We start from the raw sequence: 19,103 nt of genomic DNA, 5'->3' as shown, positions 1-19,103 counted from the left end.
GCGGGAAATCGGGTTTCGGTATTTCGTCGGTATTGCGACGGTATTGCGGAGGTGCCGATCTCAGGATCTGGCGCAGTAACGGGCCGTACGGTGCGGCAAGGCGATGTTCAGGACATGCGGGTTGGCAAACGGGGCGCGAGTCGGATCGCGCCCCGTGCCATTGGGTCAGTCCTTGTGGCGGTTCTTCTCTTTCATGACAGAGCGCACCATTTTGCCAAAGGCACGATCACGGGCGCGGGCCTCGTGCAGGGTGGCGCTGTTGTGGGCGTCTTCGCGCAGGAGTTTGCGCCAGCGGTTGAGCCTGTCTTCGGCGAGGGTGCCCTCGGCAAGCGCCGCCTGAACCGCGCAGCCCGGTTCGGTCTCGTGCCGGCAGTCGGAAAAGCGGCACCTGCGGGCCAAGGTCTCGATGTCATCGAAGATGGTTTCAATGCCCTCGGAGGCGTCGGCAAGGCGCAGGGCGCGCATACCGGGCGTGTCGATCAGCCAGCCCCCGAACCGCGTGGCAAAGAGGCCGCGCGCCGTGGTGGTGTGCCGGCCCTTGGCATCGTCTTCGCGAATGCCCTGCGTGGCCGAGGTGATCGTGGTGATCGCGTTCGACAGGGTCGATTTGCCGACACCGGATGAGCCGACAAGGGCCAGCGTCTGGCCGGAGGAACACCACGGCGACAGGGCTTCGGCCTCAAGCGGATCGGTGGCGTTGAGGCTGATGGCGGTGACCAAGGGCGAGAGCCGTTCGGCGCGGCGGGCAAAGTCACGCGGGTCATCGCAGAGATCGGCCTTGGTGAGGATCACCAGAGGCAGGCAGCCCGCGCTGGCAGCGAGCGCGAGATAGCGTTCCAGCCGCGCCTCGTTGAAGTCGGCGTTGCAGGAGGTGACGATACCCAGAGTGTCGACATTGGCGGCAATGAGCTGGCTGTCGGCACCGGTGCCTGCGGCGCGGCGCGCGAGCGAGGTTTGCCGGTTGAGCAGACGGTCAACGCGGGTGCCATCCGGTGTGGTGATCACCCAGTCGCCGGTGGCAAAGGCGCCGGTTGTCATGGATGAGGGCGGCAGAATGGTGCGCGGGCCAGATGTGGTGAGTACGAAGAGGCGGTCACGCGCCACCGAGGTGATGCGGGCCGCAAGCGGAAGGTGGTCCACGTCGATCTGCGCGTGGAAGTGGGCCGACCATCCAAGGTCGGTGTGAGAAAGTTGGGTCAATGTTCCAAGTCCCGATACGAATCGAAATCGGCGCAGGCAGGAGCCTTGCGCGGTTCAAAACGGCCGGGCGGTGACTGTCGGGGTTCAGACAGTGACGGCCCGGAAGGGTGCTACATTCTCCATGTATCCTCCGGCGTCTTAGGGTGTGCCATCTGGCGTTGCGTCGTAACCGTTGAGCGGAACGCGACCGTCGCAACCTGCTTTCAGCAGAACACGACCGCCGCAACCCGCTACGCGGACCGCGACCGTCGCAACCCGCTACGCGGAACGCGACGTTGGTGAGAGGCTGGACATCGACCCAAGCGGGGCTCGTTGTGGCTGCTACCTTCCGGTCCTGACCAGGTTGGCGAGGCGCTTGCCCGCGCCAACCTCTCAAGGGCGGATATAATGCGCTGTTTGCAGAGATGCAAGCGGTGCGAATGCGGCGCTATCAGATCGGGGTGCGCAGGCGCAGGAAGCCCTGATCGGTGAGGTCGAGGTCCTGGAGGTTGGTGTCTTCGAGCAGGCGGCGGGCGGCCGGGCCGGTTTCGAACAGGCCAAAGGCGCCGGGGATCGGGGTAAAGCGCCAGGGGAAGGCGATCTCGGGGTCGCCGTCGAGGGTGGCGATGTAGTTGGCGAGGATGTCGCGCACCTTGGTGTCGCGTTCAAAGACGATCCGATCAGAAGAGACATGCGGGAAGTACCCGCCGCCGCCGGACCGATAATTGTTCATTGCCACAAGGAAATCGGCGGATGGGGAAATGGGGGCGCCGTCGTGGTGCAGCGCGCGGATGCGGCGGCTTTCGGCGTTCAGGAGCGTGCCATCGGTGGCATAGCGCGGCGGTTGGGTGAGGTCGATCTCGTAGGTGAGGCCGAAGATCGTATCGCTGTTGTAGGCGGGGAAGGCGGGATCGAGCAGGGGCTGGTCGCCGCCATGCGGTGTGATCTGGCGGTACATGCTGGCCGACATTTCCAGCCAGTCGGCGATCTCGGCCCCGGTCAGGCGCATGACCGAGATCTCGTTGGGGAAATACTGGATGTCGGTGACATGGCTGAGGGCGACGGGGCCGGCGGGGACGTCGGTGAAATGGTCGGGGCCGCTGCGGCCGCCGTTCTTTTGCGGGGCGCTGGCCGACAGGAGGGGCAGGGTGGCCAGCGGTGTGTCTTTGAGTTGGCGGGCGACGTAGTGGCGCTGGGCCTCGGCGATGAGGCAGGCGGGGTTGCAGTCGGGCAGGACGCAGAAATAGCTGTGCACGGGGCGGGGCAGGGTGCCGACGGGGCGGCGGATGCCCGTGAGGGTGCGTTGGTGGGCCGGTTCGAGAAGCGCGCGCAGGTCTTGATCTTCGCCGTGGGTTTCTGGCGTGGCGGGTAGGAGGGCGGCGGAGGAGTTGGTGACCTGCCATTTGGTGGTGGTGCGGGTCAGGGTGAGGTCGATGCGGCCAAGCTGGCCCGCTTCGGCGGCGGGCAGGACGGCGGGGGTGGCCTTGGTGGTGCTGAAGGGCAGGTGGGTGTGGCCGAAGACGATGGCTTCGATGTCGGGCAGGGCGAGGATTGGGTGGGCGGCGTTTTCCATGCCGTCCTCGTGGGTTTCGGAACCAAAGCCGGTGTGGGCAAGGGCGATGACGACGTCGGCCCCTTCGGCGCGCAGGGCGGTTGTGGCGGCGCGGGCGGCGGTGACCATGTCGGTGGCGGTCAGGCGGCTGCCGATCCGGGTGTGATCCCAGGCGAGAACCTGTGGTGGCAGGACGCCGAACAGGCCGATGTTGAGGGTGTGAGGTGTGCCGTCGGTGTCCTGAAACGTGCGGCGCAGGATCAGGCGGTCGCGCCAGAGACCGTTCAGGGCGGTGCCTGTCGCGGTGGGATGCAGGTTGGCGTTGAGGCGCGGGAAGGTCGCCTGTTGCAGGGCGCCGGCGAGGTCGGACAGGTCGAGGTTGAATTCGTGATTGCCAAGGCCGGCGGCGTCATAGCCGAGGTGGTTCATTGCGGCGATCACCGGATGGGGCATGTCGGTGGGCAGGCCATTTTCGCAGAACAGGTCGGACAGGGCGGTGCCCTGAAGGAAATCGCCGTTGTCCAGCAGCAGGACATTGGGATGGTCGCGCCGGATTTCGGCGATCAGCGTGGCGAGACGCGTGAGGGCGGGTTTTTCGGTGGGGTGGTCCGAGAAGTAGTCATAGGACAACAGATGCGCGTGGACATCGCTTGTCGCGAGGAGCGTGAGCGGGATGGTGGCTAATCGGGCTGGGGTATCCTGGGGCACGGTATCGCTTGGGTTTTGGGAAAAGAAACAAACTACACCAGCACCTTACGTGTTCCGAGATATCTTGTCTCAGGTTGATCTCAACCGGGGTGATGCTTTTCTTTCGATCTGAATCACAAAGGCCACAGGTTGCCGGATGAGGGTGTTGTGATCGGATGTGTCATTGCGCCCGTGGGTGGGGCGTGGCAAGCCTTGGGGGAACAGGAGGGGCGACATGAAACATGCGGAAACAGTGACGTTTGGCGGTTCGGGGCTGGACCGGGCGGCCGAGGTGCGCGGGGATGCTGCGGCGCTGGCCGAGGCGATGGCCGCGCCCTCGACGCGCACCATCCTGTTCTGGCGCGGCAAGCCGCTGGTGCGGGGGGCGGATCGCGGAGAGCTGGTGCGCCTGCCAATGGATCATCCGGCGCTGAAGGAGTTGGCGATCAAGCCGATTTACCTTGGCCGCGAGGACAGCGGACATTGCTTTGCGCACGATATTTCAGGCTGGGTTCCACAGGATCTTGATGCCGATGCGCTGGGCCAGTTCGTGGATCGCAGCGAGCAGCAGCATCCGGATTTGCCCGAGGGCGAGGTGTTTTGTGAGTTGCGGGCAATCATGTCGCGCATGGGATTGCGCGACGCGGAGCTTGCGGCGACGGCAAAGGCGGTTCTGGGCTGGCACCGGTCGCACCGGTTCTGTGCCATTTGTGGCCATGAAAGCGAGATGGCGATGGCGGGCTGGCAGCGCGACTGCCCGTCATGTGGCGGACACCACTTTCCGCGCACGGACCCGGTTGTGATCATGCTGATCACCCACGGCAACAGCGTGTTGATGGGGCGCTCGCCGGGGTGGCCCGAGGGGATGTATTCTTTGTTGGCGGGATTTGTCGAACCGGGCGAGACGCTTGAGGCGGCGGTGCGGCGCGAGGTCTTTGAGGAGGCCGGTATCAAGGTCGGGCAGGTGGATTACCTTGCCAGCCAGCCCTGGGCCTTTCCGTCCTCCCTGATGTTCGGGTGCCGCGGCAACGCGCTGGATCGGGAGATCACAATCGACCCCAACGAAATCGAGGATGCGATCTGGGTGTCGCGGGAAGAGATGATGCAGGCCTTTTCCGGTGCCCATCCGGTGCTCAAACCCGCGCGAAAAGGTGCCATCGCGCATTTTATCCTGCGCAACTGGCTTGCGGACAGGCTGGATTAACGCGTAATTAAAGAGCAGGCATTGAGGGCGAGTTATGAAGTTTAAATCCAAGGAAGATCTGGACGTTCCGATCGCACAAGTTTTCGACATGATCGCGGATTTCGAGCGTCATGAACGTTCGGCGATGCGCCGTGGGGTCAAGATCAAACGGTTGGATTCCCTTGAGGCGCCGGGCCTTGGCGCGAAGTGGGATATCGGTTTCCAGATGCGTGGCCGCGAACGGCAGGCCGAGGTTGAGGTGACGGGGTTCGACCGTCCCAACGAGATGACCTTCGAGGCACAGATTCAGGGGCTAGATTCCACCGTCGAGGTGGTGCTGGTACCGCTCTCCAAGACACGAACACGGCTGAATGTTGTTGGGACGCTGAAGCCCAAGACGTTGTCGGCGCGGCTGATGGTTCAGTCTCTGAAACTGGCCAAGAAGAACATTTCCAAGCGGTTCGACAAGAAGCTGGCCGGCCTTGCGCGGGACATGGAAGACCGCGCGAGCAAGGCGGCTTGATCCTTAGGGCGTTCCGGCCCTGTCTCGGGACGCCATGAAGTCGATCAGGTCACGGGTGTGGGACGGCAGCAGCCGTTTGCCCGGGTATACCACGAACATGTCACGATCGATGGGCGTTGCACCCTTGACTCGGAGCGGCAGCAGATCGCCCTTGATCATCTCGCGCGGGAGAAGTGCGGTGCCAAGGCCGAGCGTGGCGGCCTTTTGCACAAGCTCCAGATCATCCAGTTCATGAGCGATGTTGGTGGGATCGAGGCTTTCGTTCCGGTTGACGATCCACGGCTGCCGCGTGACCAGTGCGGGCAGGTCGAGAAACTGAGCAAGGGCCAGATCCGGACCGAGGCCATGTTTTTCCAACAGCTTTGGCGCGGCGCAGAAATCGTAGGTGAGCGTCCAGAGTTTGCGCGCGACAAGGCTTGAATCTCCCAAGGGGCCAAGGCGGAAAGCGAGATCGATATTGTCGCGGAAGAAATCGAGGTTGGCGTTTGTCGGGGTCAGATCGAATGTGATGTCGGGCCGGGATTGCGCGAAGTCGAGCAGCAGCGGGCCGATGTCGACGCGCAGGGCCAGCGGGGCGGCGGTGACGCGGATCGTCCGCCTGTGGGTGTCTTCGGTAACGCCGGAGAGGTCGAGCAGGGCCTCGATCGGATCCTGACAGCGGTCAAGGAGGCGGCGGCCTTCCTCGGTCAGGCGGACCTTGCGGGTGGTGCGTTCGAAAAGCTTGACGCCAAGGTGATCTTCGAGTTCGGCAATGCGCCGGCTGACCCGGCTGAGCGGGATGTCGAACTGCTGGGCCGCGGCCGAGAAGCTCAGGTTGCGGGCGACAGCGGTGAAGAGGGCGAGGTCGTTGTAGATCATTATCCTGTTGGCGTGATTAAGTATTCTATTTGTGAATATTATCATGAAATGCGCGGATCGCTAGGTTCTTTGGTGAAACGAAACTGGAGAAACCGATGTCAATTGCAATTTCCATTCCCGCAACAGGCGCCCATGACGTTCTTGAGCGCATTGACCTTGAAACAGCGCAGCCGGATCGGGGTGAGGTTCTTGTGCGCAACCATGCCGGGGCGGTGAACTTTATCGATACGATCATTCGCAGGGGAGAGATGCCGGAGGGCATGATGCCCGCGTTGCCGCATGTGCCGGGGGTCGAAGGTGCGGGGATCGTCGAGGCGGTGGGAGCCGATGTCGACGGCCTTGCCGTGGGCGACCGCGTGGCGTGGATAGGACCGATCGGAGCGGGTGGCTATGGCAGCCATTCCGTGATCGGGGCCAGCTATGTGGCGGCGATTGGCGACGAGGTGGCGTTCACCACGGCGGCGGCGATGCCGGTGAACGCGCTGACGGCGTGGCATATGCTGGTGAACCTCGGGCGGGCAGAGGCGGGTGACAGCGTGCTGATCCATGCGGCGGCGGGCGGTGTCGGCACGATGGCGGTGCAGATTGCCAAGCACCTTGGTCTGGAGGTGATCGCCTCGGTCAGCACGGACAAGGTGGCCTATGCCCGCGAACAAGGGGCGGATCACGTGATTGACTATCGCAGCGAAGACATCGTGGCACGTGTCGCCGAGATCACAGGCGGGCGCGGTGTGGACATCACGCTGAACCCGGTGTCGGGCGAGAGTGTGAAAGGGGATCTGGAGAGCCTTGCGCCACTGGGGACGGCGGTGATCTTTGGTTTCCTTGCCGGGCCGCCGCAGGGCAGTTTCGAGGAGGACCTTGCCAGGCATTTCCAGAAGTCGATCGCGGTGCGGGTCAGCGATATCTACACCTATTTCGGGGCGAAACCGACGGCTTTCCACGCCGATTTGCAGAAGGTGTTCGATCTTTTGGGGGAAGGCGTGTTGCGGCCGACGCTGACGGTTTTGCCGCTGGAAGAGGCAGGCGAGGCGCATCGCAGGCTTGAGGCGGGGGAGACCGTGGGCAAGCTGGTTCTGTCCATCGCGTGATGGTGCGCACCGGGCGGGGTGGGCCGCCCGGTGCGTTGGTTCGGATCAGGCGGCGTCCATGCGGATGGTGTCGAGGCCGTCGCGGGCTTGGGCGCTGCTGCAGATGCTGGAGAGTTTGCGCGGTTCCTCGTAAGGCCAGGGGGTGCCGCGGTGCATGACGGCGCGTTGGTCCCACATCAGGACGTCGCCGACGTTCCAGTTGTGGGAATAGACGAAACGGGGCTGGGTGCAGTAGGCGGTGAGTTCGTCAAGAAGGGCCTCGCTTTCAGCCTCGTCATAGCCGTCGATCCGGAAGGCGTGGCTGGCGAGATAAAGCGCCTCGCGGCCATTGGCGGGGTTGGTCCAGATCGAGCTCCAGTGCTGGTCGGGCCACTTGTGGAACATGGGCAGTTTCGACAGTTCCTCGGAGATCTTCTTGCGGGAATGGCTGTAGCGGTGCCAGATCCCGCGACCGCGGATGCGGGATTTCAGCTCTTCCGGCATGTCGGCCCATCCGGCGCGTGTCGAGGCCAGTTCGGTGGCGCCGCCCGTCGAGGGCACGATGCGGGCGGTGATGACGTTGACCAGTGCCGGAGTGGGCAGGAAGGTGCTGTCGGAGTGCCACAGGAAGTTGGATTTGAGGTTCAGCGTGTGCAGGTCCATCGCTTCGCTGACGCTGCCGTCTTCGCGCACGTTGGAAACCTCGGGGACCTTGTAGGCCTCGCCGGGTTTGCGTTCGTCGGCAAGGCGGTCTTCGATCGGGCCGAAGAAATTGGCAATGCGCAGGTGCGCCTCGTCGGTGAGGGTCTGGTTGCGGAACAGAAGGGTCGAGTGTTCGTCAAACAGGTCACGCAGGGGGGCGAAGTCGGCCTCGGTCATGATCTGGGTGAGGTCGATGTCATGAACTTCGGCGCCAAAGGTTTCGGTCAGCGGGGTGGTTTTCGGGGTCCCGTTCGCGGCAGGCATCTGGCTTTCCTTTTGAATTGGATGCAGTTTGTGAAGCGTGGCATTGGGTAGGGTGCAAATAAACTTCAAAAATCTGCATCAATTGCATACGTTGAGTGTATGAAGGCACGATTTCGAAGATTGCAGACACTGATGACACCCCTGCGGGTGTTCGAGGCGGCGGCGCGCCACGGCAGCTTTACGCGGGCAGCGGAAGAGCTGAGTTTGAGCCAGCCCAGCGTCAGCCGCCATATTGCGACGCTTGAGCAGGATCTGGGCGTGGCGATGTTCCAGCGCGATCACAACAAGCTGCGGCTGACGCCCTCGGGCAAGTCTTTGGCGGCGGCGGTGTCGCGGGGGTTGTCGGATATGCTCGAGGCGGTGGAGTTCGTGGCTGCCGCGCCGGAGCGCAAGGGGCTTGTGCTGGCTTGCACGCAGACCTTTGCCCATGGCTGGCTGATGCCGCGGTTCAGCGCGTTGCGGCGGGCGGCGGGGGATGCGCCGATCAACCTCGCGGTGTCGCTTTGGTTGCAGGACATCAATCTTGACGAGGTGGATATGGTGATTGGCTGGCGGGCCGAAGGGCAGACGGGGTGGCCGAAGATGCCGCTGTTCCGCGAAGAAGTGTATCCGGTTGCCGCGCCGCAGGTGTTGTCACAGATGCAGGAGCCGGAGGCGCTGCTTGCGGCGAAGCTGTTGCATTTCGACATGCCGGAGGCGGCCCATGCCTATTGGCCCGAGTGGTTTGCCCATTTCGGCGTGGCCTTTGATGCGTCCGGAGACGGGTACCGGCATTCGAACTACCAGTTCATGATGCAGGCGGCGCTGGACGGGGAGGGGGTGGCGCTTGGCTGGCATCACCTTGTGGCGGATCATGTGGCCGCGGGGCGGTTGGTGCAGGTGGGGCCGGTGTTTGCGCCGCAAAACACCAAATACGCCATCGAGTACCGCCCCGAGAAGGCGGGGCAGGCGAATCTGGAGAGTGTTCTGGCGTGGTTTCGCGCGGAGGCACGGGGGATGGGGGCGTAACACCCCCGTCCAAGATCAGGTGTGGCGCGGTTTGGCCGCCGGATAGACACCGAGGATGTTCAGGTAGTTGGTGAAATAGTCCAGCTCTTCCAGCGCGCGGCGCACGGGGGCGTCGTCGGGGTGGCCTTCGATGTCGGCGTAAAAGCGGGTGGCGGTGAAGGAACCGTCGACCATGTAGCTTTCCAGCTTGGTCATGTTGACGCCGTTGGTCGCGAATCCCCCCATGCCCTTGTAGAGCGCGGCGGGGATGTTGCGGACTTCGAAGACGAAGGTTGTCATCATTTCGATCTCGCCGCGGCGGGTGTGATCGGGTTCGCGGGACATGATGACAAAGCGCGTGGTGTTGTGGCCGTGGTCCTCGATGTCGGAAGCCAGAACGTTGAGGCCATAGATCTCGGCCGCGAGGTCGGAGGCGAGGACACCTTCGTTGCGGGTCTGGTGTTCGGCCAGTTCGCGGGCGGCACCTGCGCTGTCGGCGGCGGCGATGCCCTTGATGTTGTTTTCCTCAAGGAAACCGGCGGATTGCGGCAGCAGCACGAGGTGGGCGCGGACGGTGTCGATTTCGTCAAGGGTCACGCCGGGCAGGCCCATCAGGGCGATGCGCACACGGACAAAGGCTTCGTCGACAATGTGCAGGCCGCTTTCGGGCAACAGGCGGTGGATGTCGGCAACGCGGCCGTAGGTCGAGTTCTCGATCGGCAGCATGGCGAGGTCGGCCTTGCCGGTTTTGACCGCATCGATCACCTCGTCAAAGGTGTGGCAGGGCAGGGCTTCCATGTCGGGGCGGGCCTGCTGGCAGGCTTCGTGTGAATAGGCGCCGGGTTCCCCCTGGAAAGCGATGCGGTTGGTCATGTGTTGTCTATTCCCTGCACAGTCTGCGAATTGGGCGTTTGGTCGCGGTAACTATACCTTGCGTTTGCCAAGAGGAAGCGGATAGATAGCCCGCAAACGCCACGAGATGGAAACGTAGCATGTTTGACACGATGACAATGACCAAAACCCTGGGCGCGCTGTGTGGCGCCCTTCTGATCTTCCTGCTGGGCAAGTGGGCTGCCGAAGTGATGTATCACACCGGTGGTGGCCACGGCGATCACGCCGCTCAGGCCTATGTGATCGAGGTCGAAGGTGGCGATGATGCGGGTGCCGAGGAAGAAGAAGCGGCCCCGACCCTGGAAGAACTGCTGGCGGCTGCCGATGCAGGCAAGGGCGCGAAAGTGTTCAGCAAGTGTAAAGCCTGCCACAAGCTGGAAGACGGTGCGAACGGCACCGGCCCGCACCTGTTCGCCGTTGTTGACCGTACCGTTGGTTCGGTTGACGGCTTTGGCTACTCGGGCAAGCTTGTTGCGGTTGCAGAGACCTGGTCGGCTGAAAACCTGGATGCCTTCCTGACCAACCCGAAAGGCTTTGCGCCGGGCACCAAGATGTCGTTCACCGGTCTGAAAAAGGCCACCGACCGCGCCAACCTGATTGCCTATCTGCAGACCATCCAGTGATCTGACGGATAAGAGAATTCGAAAAAGGCCGCTGCCCCGCGCAGCGGCCTTTTTGATTCCGGGCAGCGGCCTTTTTTGATTCCACCTCTGCGCACGGCGATTTCACGCCTTGTTGAGCCTTTCACGCCTTGAATGTGGGCAGGCAGGCACTTTAGCTTTATGTAAAAGTAACAAGATCGAAAAACCGTCCAGCAGACAGAGGAAGAGCCATGTCCCAAATGCGTGTGAAAGCTGCCGTAACGCCGGATTTCGGCCTGTTCGGGCGGTGGTTGTTAGCCGGGGCGGCGGCGGTTGCCCTGTTGGGCGCGGCCAAGGCGGTGTCGGCCGAGGACGACGGGATCATCCGCAGCCACGGCTATTCCTTTTACGGTGACCTGACCTATCCGGCGGATTACCAGCATTTCAACTATGTGAATCCGGATGCGCCGAAGGGCGGCGAGATTGCCCTGTGGGCACCGGGAACCTTTGATTCGATGAACCCCTACAGCCGCAAGGGGCGGGCCGGGCGCTATAGCTGGATGATGTACGAGAGCCTTCTGGGCGACGCGCTTGCCAGCGGGTCGGCACCGGCGGATGTGTATGGCGAAGGCTATGGGCTGTTGGCGGAAAGCCTTGAGTATGACGAGGGCAAGACCTGGGTCATTTTCCACATGCGCCCCGAGGCGCGGTTTTCGGACGGATCGCCGGTGACGGCGCATGACGTGCTGTTCAGCCACAACCTGCTTTTGGAGCAGGGGCTTCCGTCTTATGCGCAGGCGGTGAAGAAGCGTATTCCCAAGGCCGAGGTGATCGACGATCACACCATCAAGTTCTATTTCACTGAAGGCATTTCGCGTCGTAGCCTGATTGACCAGGTGGGGGGCGTGCCGGTGTGGTCGAAGAAATGGTACGAGGAAACCGGCGCGCGTCTGGACGAGCCGCGCATGGAGACCTCGCCGGGGTCGGGGCCGTACATGGTGGACAAGGTGGATGTGAACCGTCGCATCACCTACAAGCGCAATCCGGACTACTGGGGCTGGGATCTGCCGTTCAACAAGGGGCGGCATAACTTTGACAAGATCCGGATCGAATATTTCGCCGATGATGCCGCGGCGTTCGAGGCCTTCAAGGCGGGGGAATATACCTTCCGCGCAGAGGGTAATTCGAAGAAATGGGCCACCGGATACGAGTTTCCGGGCATCGAAAAGGGCTGGGTCGTGAAAGAGGCGCTGCCTGATGGGACGCCGCCGGTGCCCACGGGCGTTGTGTTCAACCTTGGCCGCGACATCTTCAAGGACCGCCGTGTGCGCGAGGCTGTGGCGCTGGCCTTCAACTTTGAATGGGTGAATGAATCGCTTCAGTTCGGGCTGTTCAAACAGCGCCATTCCTTTGTGCAGGGGGCCGATCATGCGGCCAGCGGCGTGCCGGAAGGTCTTGAGAAGGACATCCTGATGTCCCTGGGCGATCTGGTGCCGGAAGAGATCATGACGACGCCTGCGGTGATGGCGCATTCTTCGAACGGGGCGCGGGAAGTGGACCGTCGCAACCTGCGCAAGGCGATGAAGCTTCTGGACGAGGCCGGCTGGGAAGTTGGCGATGACGGGATGCGCCGGAACGCGGCGGGGGAGACGATGAAGATCAACTTCCCCTATCCATCGTCGGTCTCGGCAACGCTTGCGGCCTTTATCGAGGTGTTCGTGCAGAACCTGCAAAAGATGGGCATCGAGGCCACGCAGGAGAAGGTGGATCCGGCGCAGTATACCCTGCGGGAACGCGAGCGGGACTATGACCTTGTCTATGACAACTATCGCTCTTTCCTGTCGACCGGAACCGGGCTGATGCAGATGTATGGCTCGGGCGAGGCGGCGTTTTCGCTGTTCAATCCGGCGGGGCTTGCCAGCCCGCTGGTGGACGCGATCATCGAGCGTTCGCTGAATGCGGAATCGCGCGAAGAGGAATACGCGGCGCTCAAGGCGCTGGACCGGGTGCTGCGCTATGAGCGGTTCATCATTCCGGTCTGGTACAACGACAGTGTCTGGGTGTCCTATTATGACCAGTATGAATACCCGACCCCGTTGCCGACATTCGCGCTGGGTGAGCTGGACTTTTGGTGGTTCAATGCGGAAAAAGCGGCCAAGCTGAAGGCCGAAGGCGCTTTGAGGTAATCGCGCATGGGCGCCTATATTCTACGACGTTTGCTGCTGATCATTCCGACCCTGTTCGGGATCATGCTGATCAACTTTGCCCTCGTGCAATTCGTGCCGGGCGGGCCGGTTGAGCAGGTCATTGCCCAGATCCAGGGGCAGGGGGACGTGTTCGAAGGCTTTGCGGGCAGTGGGCAGGATGCCGGCGCGCTGGAAACCGATGATTTCGCGGGGGGTGCCAACAGCAAATATGCCGGGGCGCAGGGGTTGCCGCCGGAGTTCATTGCCCAGCTGGAAGAGGAATTCGGGTTCGACAAACCGGCCTACCAGCGGTTTTTCATCATGCTTGGCAACTATATGACGCTGGATTTCGGCGAGAGTTATTTTCGCAAGATCGGGGTGATCGACCTTGTGCTGGAAAAGCTGCCGGTGTCGATCACGCTTGGCCTTTGGTCGACGCTGATTGCCTATCTGGTGTCGATCCCGCTGGGTATTCGCAAGGCGGTCAAGGATGGCTCGCCCTTTGATACCTGGACCTCGGGGGCAATCATCGTGGCCTATGCGATCCCCGGGTTCCTGTTTGCGATCATGCTGCTGGTGCTGTTTGCCGGTGGCTCCTACTGGAAGCTGTTCCCGCTGCGCGGGCTGACATCGGACGGGTTCGAAGACCTGACGATGGTGGGCAAGGTGCTGGATTACTTCTGGCATATCACCCTGCCGGTGGTGGCCTCGACCATTGCCGCCTTTGCGACGCTGACGCTGTTGACCAAGAATTCGTTCCTCGACGAGATCAAGAAGCACTATGTGATGACGGCGCGGGCCAAGGGGCTGACGGAGAACCGGGTGCTTTATGGGCATGTGTTCCGCAATGCGATGCTGATCGTGATTGCGGGCTTTCCGGCAGTGTTCATCGGGGTGTTCTTTGGCGGTTCGGTTTTGATCGAGACGATCTTCTCGCTCGATGGTCTGGGGCGGCTTGGCTTCGAGGCGGCGGTGCAGCGCGACTATCCGATTGTCTTTGGCACCCTGTTCATATTTGGCCTGATCGGCCTTGTGGTGGGGTTGTTGTCGGATTTGATGTACGTGCTTGTCGATCCGCGTATCGACTTTGAAAAGCGGGAGGGCTGAGCCATGGCGTTGTCCCCGCTAAACCAGCGCCGCTGGCGCAACTTCAAACGCAATCGCCGGGCGCTGTGGTCTCTGGTGATCTTCTCGGTGGTGTTTTTTGTTTCGCTGTTTGCCGAGGTTCTGGCCAACGACAAGCCGATCCTCGTGAGCTATCGCGGCGAATACTATGTGCCGATCGCCAAGTTCTATCCCGAGACCGCCTTTGGTGGCGATTTCAAGACCGAGGCGGATTACAAGGATCCGGTGGTGCAGTGCCTGATCGAGACCGGTGGTGTGGAGTTCTGCTTTGACGAGCCGGAAGACATTCTGGCGCAGGTCGCGGCGGGCAGTTATGCCGAGGAGGGCTTTGAGAAGGGTTGGACCCTCTGGCCGCTCATTCCCTATTCCTATGACACGCCGGTGGATCGCCCCGGTGCCGCGCCGTTGCCACCAAGTGCGCAGAACTGGCTGGGCACGGATGACCGCAAGCGGGACTTGGTAGCGCGGGTCTTGTATGGTTTCCGTCTGTCGATTGTCTTTACCCTGATCGTGACCGCCGCGGCGAGCGTGATCGGCATCATTGCCGGGGCCGTGCAGGGCTATTTCGGAGGCTGGATCGACCTTGTGTTCCAGCGGGTGATCGAGATCTGGGGCGCGACGCCGCAGCTGTATGTGATCATCATCATGTTCGCGGTTCTGGGGCGGAGTTTCTGGCTTTTGGTGATCCTGATGGTGCTGTTCGGCTGGACCGCGCTTGTGGGCGTGGTGCGGGCCGAGTTCCTGCGGGCGCGCAACCTTGAATATGTGCGTGCGGCCAAGGCACTGGGTGTCAGCAACCGGGTGATCATGTTCCGCCACATGCTGCCGAATGCGATGGTGGCGACGGTGACCATGCTGCCCTTTATCGTGACAGGCACGATTTCGGTTCTGGCGGGGCTGGATTTCCTTGGCTTCGGGCTGCCGTCGACGGCGCCGTCGCTGGGCGAGCTGACCTTGCAGGCCAAGCAGAACCTGCAGGCCCCGTGGCTGGCCTTCACCGCGTTTTTCACCTTTGCCATCATGCTGTCGCTGCTTGTGTTCATCTTCGAGGGCGTGCGCGATGCCTTTGACCCGAGGAAGACCTTTTCATGAGCGCCGGGGTTTGCGAGTCGAAGTGGCAGTGCCAGGCAAACGGGCTGGCGGGGACTGCGATGGCCCTGTCGGTTGCTGTGCTGGCTTGGGTGCTGTTTGAGGCGGTTGAGGCGGGGGTGGGTGCTGCGGCGGCCGCGTTTTTGGGCCTGCTTTATGCGCCGACCTTTCTTTCGGTGCTTTATGGCGCGCTGCGACGTGTGGGGCGGCAACCGGCGGGCTGGCTTGGGTTTGGCGTCGCGGTCGGTGGTGCGGCCTGGGGTGTTGTGATGTTGAATACGATCGGAAGCCTATGAGTATCCTCGAAGTCAAAGACCTGCGCGTCGGGTTCCGGCAGGATGGCCGGGTGGTGCAGGCGGTGAAGGGTGTGTCCTTTACGGTGGATCGCGGCGAGACCGTAGCGCTGGTGGGGGAATCCGGTTCGGGCAAGTCGGTCACGGCGCTGTCGACCGTGTCGCTCTTGGGGGCGAGTGCCGAGATCGAGGGCTCGATCACCTATGACGGGCAGGAGATGGTGGGCGCGAAGGAGAACCTTTTGCGCAAGGTGCGTGGCAACGACATCTCGTTCATCTTCCAGGAGCCGATGACCTCATTGAACCCGCTGCACACGCTTGAAAAGCAGCTGGCCGAGAGCCTGTCGCTGCACCAGGGGATTGCCGGTGACAAAGCGCGGGAGCGTATTCTAGACCTGTTGCGCAAGGTCGGCATTCGCGATGCCGAGAACCGTCTGGGCGCCTATCCGCACCAGTTGTCCGGCGGGCAGCGGCAGCGTGTGATGATCGCCATGGCGCTGGCCAACAAGCCCGACATCCTGATCGCGGACGAGCCGACAACGGCGCTCGATGTGACCATTCAGGCGCAGATTCTCGAGTTGCTGAAAGAGCTGAAGGATGCCGAGGGGATGGGGTTGTTGTTCATCACCCATGACCTTGGGATCGTGCGGCGGATTGCCGACAAGGTCTGTGTGATGAAGGGCGGCGAGATCGTCGAGGCCGGGCCGGTGGACGAGATTTTTGCCAATCCGCAGCATGACTATACCAAGACGCTTTTGAGTGCGCGGGCGGCGGGAGCGCCGGAGCCGGTGGCCGGGGACGCGCCGGTGATGGCGGAAACCGAGAACCTTAAGGTGTGGTTCCCGATCCAGCGCGGGTTTTTCAAGCGCACCGTCGGTCATGTTAAGGCGGTGAACGAGGCGACGATCGACGTGCGTGCGGGTGAAACGCTGGGCATTGTCGGGGAATCCGGATCGGGCAAGACGACGCTGGCGCTGGCGATCATGCGATTGATCGCCTCGGAAGGCGGGATCACCTTTGACGGGCGCGACGTGCGTAAGTGGTCGACGCGGGAATTGCGCGACCTGCGCAAGGACATGCAGATCGTGTTCCAGGATCCGTTTGGTAGCCTGAGCCCGCGCATGACCTGTGAACAGATCATTGCCGAGGGTCTGGGCGTGCACGGGCTGCGCGAAGGGCGCTCGGAGCGCGAGATGGTGGCCGAGGTGATGGAAGAGGTTGGTCTGGACCCGGCGACGATGGACCGCTACCCGCACGAGTTCTCGGGCGGGCAGCGGCAGCGGATTGCCATTGCGCGGGCGATGATCCTGCGGCCCAAGCTGGTGGTGCTGGACGAGCCGACCTCGGCGCTGGACATGACGGTGCAGGTGCAGATCGTCGATCTTCTGCGGGGTTTGCAGAAGAAATACGGGCTGGCCTATCTGTTTATCAGCCACGACCTGCACGTGGTGCGGGCGATGAGCCACAAGATCATGGTGATGAAGGCCGGCGATGTGGTGGAGCAGGGTGACGCGCAGAGCCTGTTCGACAATCCGCAGACCGAATATACCCGCAACCTTCTGGCGGCGGCGCCGGATCTTTAAGGCGCCTCCGGCGGGAGTATTTTCAGTGCATTGAAGCCGGTCAGAGGCCCGGCAGGTCGAGGACCAGCGCGGCGTGGTCCGAGGCGTGGGGGCGATGTGTGCCCACGGTATCAAGGCGCGGGCCGTGGTAGCGTCGGGCCTCGTAGGGCAGGCCCGAGCGGATCAGCTCTGGCCGGGCCTTTGGGAAGCGCTGGGCCAGTGCCGGGGAGGCGAGGATCGCGTCGGGACGGGCGTAGAAATCATCCATCGTGTCGTGATAGCTCCAGCGGCTGCCTGCGGGCATGCGGGCAACAAGGTCGACGGCGAAACCGGAGGTGAGCGGCGCGGTGGCGGGCAGGTCTTCGTGGCGCGGCTGGTTGAGATCGCCGAGGATCAGCCAGTTTTCCTTGGCCGGGGTTTCGAAGCGGCGCTTTATCAGGGCGCACACGGCGCGGGCCTCGAGGTTGCGCACGGGCCATGTTGCGGCGGCATCCGGGTAGGGGGCCTTGAAGTGACAGATGAACAGCGTCAGCGCGGGGAAGGTGATCTCGAGGCAGTCGCGGCGGAACAGCGGGGTATGGGGAGACAGGCCCTCTGGCGCGTCGAGGCCGAGGTGGGCCGGGGTCAGGTGGGCGTGGCTTTGGATCGCCTGCGGGGCGATGCGGGACAGCAGGGCCACATCAAGGCCGCGTCCGTCATTGCCGGGCAGGCAGATGCGATAGGGATAGGGGGCGATGCCCGCATCGTGCAGGCAGGTGTCGTGGAAATGATCGAGGGTCGGTTGGTCGAAGACTTCCTGAAGCGCGATGATGTCCGCGCCGGTCTCGCCGATCACGGCGGCGGTCAGGGCGCGGTCGTAGTCATCAAGAAGCGGGGCGGCGGGACCGAGATCCTGCGGCATGTCGCGATCCCGCGCGCCGTCGAGGTGATCGGCGCGCAGGCGCATGTTCTGCACGTTGAAGCTTGCCAGTCGCATTGCGGGTGGCAGGGCGCAGGCGTCAGATTGCCGAGCTGTGCCCTGCCGAATCCATGTCGTAGGCGTCGAGCGCGCGGGCCATCATCCGGGTCAGGGGACGGGCCTCGACCGGGATCGAGAGACCTTCGGGGGTGATCTCAACCATGCCGGGGAAGCCTTCGATCACCGGTTTGTAGAGTTCCTGAAGACGGACCGGTGAAATCTTGAAAGTCTGCATGATCTCGGTGCTGTCGATGCGGAAGTCGCACATCAGGGCCTCGATCAGGCGGCCGCGCAGCTTGTCTTCTTCGGTGAAGACGTGGCCGCGGGTGGTGGTGAAATTGCCGTCGCGGATACGCCCGGTATGGGCCGAGGTGGCCGGGGCGTTCTGGGCATAGCCCTGCGGGAAGCGCGAGATCGAAGAGGCACCTACACCGATCAGGGCCTCGGCCAGATCGTCGGTGTAGCCCTGGAAGTTGCGGCGCAGCTTGCCGGCCTTCTGGGCGACCGAGAGGCCGTCTTCCTTGGTGGCGAAGTGGTCGATGCCGATTTCCTCGTAGTTGTCCCAGAGGAACAGCTTGCGGGCGGTCTCGAAGAGTTCGAGACGCTCCTGCGGGGTGGGCAGGGCATCGGAGGGGATCATCTGCTGGCGCTTGGCCATCCACGGAACGTGGGCATAGCCGTAGAGGGCCACACGATCCGGCGAGAGCGACAGGAGTTTCTGAACGCTTTCGGTGATGCGGGCCTGGTTCTGGTGGGGCAGGCCGAAGAGGATGTCGGCGTTGAGGCTGTAGACGCCGTGGGCGCGGATCATGTCGACCGCTTCCTTGGTGACGTCATAGCCCTGGATACGGCCGATGGTTTTCTGAATCTCGTCATCGAAATCCTGCACGCCGATGGAGGCGCGGTTCATGCCGGCCTTGGACAGCACGGCGAGGCGGGCATCATCGACTTCGCAGGGATCGATCTCGACCGAGAATTCGCCCTGGTCCGCCATCGGGGCGACATCGAAGATCGCGCCGGCGAGGTCTTCCATCATGCCCGGTTCGAGCAGGGTTGGCGTGCCGCCGCCCCAGTGCAGGCGCGAGAGGGAGACGCCCGAGGGCAGGTGGGCCTTGAGGATGGCGAGTTCCTGCTTGAGGGTCTCGACATATGCTGCGACCGGCGAGGCGGAGGCGGTACCCTGGGTGCGGCAGGCACAGAACCAGCACAGGCGCCGGCAAAAGGGGACGTGGATGTAAAGAGATATCTGCGAATCAGGTTTGATTGCAGAAATCCATTCCCCGAAAATCTCGGGGGTTACGTCGTTCTTGAAGTGCGGTGCCGTTGGGTAACTGGTATAACGCGGTACCTTCGCGTCAAATAATCCCAGCTTTGCCAATTGTGTTTTCGTCGTCATGGATTTACGCTTATGCA

Annotated in this window: 17 protein-coding genes and 1 other RNA gene; 10 read left to right on the top strand and 8 right to left on the bottom strand. The window is 62.7% G+C overall.

The genetic code is table 11. The annotated features are described in order from the left end of the window. Positions 1-165 precede the first annotated feature (165 nt). The 3 genes from rsgA to ABWV42_RS06375 form a co-directional block, all read right to left on the bottom strand. On the bottom strand, positions 166-1,200 hold the full coding sequence (gene rsgA / locus ABWV42_RS06385; RefSeq protein ID WP_353339365.1) for a ribosome small subunit-dependent GTPase A: 1,035 nt from the start codon (positions 1,198-1,200) through the stop codon (positions 166-168). A 276-nt stretch (positions 1,201-1,476) separates the two neighbouring features. Continuing rightward, an RNA gene (gene ffs / locus ABWV42_RS06380) (signal recognition particle sRNA small type) lies at positions 1,477-1,575 on the bottom strand. A gap of 55 nt (positions 1,576-1,630) precedes the next feature. Further along, the gene (locus tag ABWV42_RS06375; RefSeq protein ID WP_353339364.1) at positions 1,631-3,439 is read right to left on the bottom strand and encodes a bifunctional 2',3'-cyclic-nucleotide 2'-phosphodiesterase/3'-nucleotidase; all 1,809 of its coding nucleotides are present in this window, start codon (positions 3,437-3,439) and stop codon (positions 1,631-1,633) included. 214 nt (positions 3,440-3,653) lie between these two features. Here ABWV42_RS06375 and nudC point away from each other — a divergent pair, with 214 nt between their 5' ends. Next, a complete protein-coding gene (nudC, locus tag ABWV42_RS06370; RefSeq protein WP_353339363.1) occupies positions 3,654-4,622 on the top strand; it encodes an NAD(+) diphosphatase in 969 nt (322 codons plus the stop codon). A gap of 34 nt (positions 4,623-4,656) precedes the next feature. Beyond that, the gene (locus ABWV42_RS06365) at positions 4,657-5,124 is read left to right on the top strand and encodes an SRPBCC family protein (RefSeq protein WP_255107663.1); all 468 of its coding nucleotides are present in this window, start codon (positions 4,657-4,659) and stop codon (positions 5,122-5,124) included. Between the two features lie 3 nt (positions 5,125-5,127). On the opposite strand, the gene ABWV42_RS06360 is transcribed toward ABWV42_RS06365, so the two are convergent. Continuing rightward, on the bottom strand, positions 5,128-5,982 hold the full coding sequence (locus tag ABWV42_RS06360) for a LysR family transcriptional regulator (RefSeq protein ID WP_353339362.1): 855 nt from the start codon (positions 5,980-5,982) through the stop codon (positions 5,128-5,130). A gap of 95 nt (positions 5,983-6,077) precedes the next feature. On the opposite strand from ABWV42_RS06360, the gene ABWV42_RS06355 reads away from it, so the two are divergent. Further along, complete coding sequence (locus ABWV42_RS06355) at positions 6,078-7,073, top strand: quinone oxidoreductase family protein (protein ID WP_353339361.1); 996 nt, start codon at positions 6,078-6,080, stop codon at positions 7,071-7,073. Positions 7,074-7,118: 45 nt separating this feature from the next. On the opposite strand, the gene ABWV42_RS06350 is transcribed toward ABWV42_RS06355, so the two are convergent. Next, complete coding sequence (locus ABWV42_RS06350; protein WP_353339360.1) at positions 7,119-8,018, bottom strand: TauD/TfdA dioxygenase family protein; 900 nt, start codon at positions 8,016-8,018, stop codon at positions 7,119-7,121. 132 nt (positions 8,019-8,150) lie between these two features. Here ABWV42_RS06350 and ABWV42_RS06345 point away from each other — a divergent pair, with 132 nt between their 5' ends. Further along, on the top strand, positions 8,151-9,026 hold the full coding sequence (locus ABWV42_RS06345; RefSeq protein WP_353339359.1) for a LysR family transcriptional regulator: 876 nt from the start codon (positions 8,151-8,153) through the stop codon (positions 9,024-9,026). 15 nt (positions 9,027-9,041) lie between these two features. Here ABWV42_RS06345 and ABWV42_RS06340 read toward each other — a convergent pair whose 3' ends face one another. Continuing rightward, positions 9,042-9,878 (bottom strand): prephenate dehydratase, encoded by an 837-nt coding sequence (locus ABWV42_RS06340; RefSeq protein ID WP_353339358.1) that lies wholly within the window; start codon positions 9,876-9,878, stop codon positions 9,042-9,044. A gap of 119 nt (positions 9,879-9,997) precedes the next feature. On the opposite strand from ABWV42_RS06340, the gene ABWV42_RS06335 reads away from it, so the two are divergent. The 6 genes from ABWV42_RS06335 to ABWV42_RS06310 all read left to right on the top strand — a co-directional run bounded on the left by ABWV42_RS06335 (position 9,998) and on the right by ABWV42_RS06310 (position 16,753). Next, positions 9,998-10,519 (top strand): c-type cytochrome, encoded by a 522-nt coding sequence (locus ABWV42_RS06335; protein WP_353339357.1) that lies wholly within the window; start codon positions 9,998-10,000, stop codon positions 10,517-10,519. Between the two features lie 209 nt (positions 10,520-10,728). Continuing rightward, positions 10,729-12,663 (top strand): extracellular solute-binding protein, encoded by a 1,935-nt coding sequence (locus ABWV42_RS06330; RefSeq protein ID WP_353339356.1) that lies wholly within the window; start codon positions 10,729-10,731, stop codon positions 12,661-12,663. 6 nt (positions 12,664-12,669) lie between these two features. Next, positions 12,670-13,770, top strand: coding sequence for a microcin C ABC transporter permease YejB (locus ABWV42_RS06325; protein ID WP_255107645.1), 1,101 nt, complete (start codon positions 12,670-12,672; stop codon positions 13,768-13,770). Positions 13,771-13,773: 3 nt separating this feature from the next. Next, positions 13,774-14,880, top strand: a complete 1,107-nt coding sequence (locus ABWV42_RS06320; RefSeq protein ID WP_353339355.1) for an ABC transporter permease — start codon at positions 13,774-13,776, stop codon at positions 14,878-14,880. Beyond that, a complete protein-coding gene (locus tag ABWV42_RS06315; protein ID WP_353339354.1) occupies positions 14,877-15,173 on the top strand; it encodes a hypothetical protein in 297 nt (98 codons plus the stop codon). The genes ABWV42_RS06320 and ABWV42_RS06315 overlap by 4 nt, the downstream gene beginning before the upstream one ends. Beyond that, positions 15,170-16,753, top strand: coding sequence for an ABC transporter ATP-binding protein (locus ABWV42_RS06310; RefSeq protein ID WP_353339353.1), 1,584 nt, complete (start codon positions 15,170-15,172; stop codon positions 16,751-16,753). The genes ABWV42_RS06315 and ABWV42_RS06310 overlap by 4 nt, the downstream gene beginning before the upstream one ends. Before the next feature lie 40 nt (positions 16,754-16,793). Here ABWV42_RS06310 and ABWV42_RS06305 read toward each other — a convergent pair whose 3' ends face one another. Then, a complete protein-coding gene (locus ABWV42_RS06305; RefSeq protein ID WP_353339352.1) occupies positions 16,794-17,708 on the bottom strand; it encodes an endonuclease/exonuclease/phosphatase family protein in 915 nt (304 codons plus the stop codon). Positions 17,709-17,730: 22 nt separating this feature from the next. Further along, positions 17,731-19,086: an oxygen-independent coproporphyrinogen III oxidase gene (hemN, locus tag ABWV42_RS06300; RefSeq protein ID WP_353339351.1), complete on the bottom strand. Its 1,356-nt coding sequence runs from the start codon at positions 19,084-19,086 to the stop codon at positions 17,731-17,733. Positions 19,087-19,103: the final 17 nt, after the last annotated feature.

The organism is Pelagimonas sp. KU-00592-HH (assembly GCF_040369695.1).
Taxonomy (GTDB): Bacteria; Pseudomonadota; Alphaproteobacteria; order Rhodobacterales; family Rhodobacteraceae; genus Shimia.
Note: the sequence above shows the minus strand (reverse complement) of the source record. Positions and strands in the feature narration are given on the sequence as shown.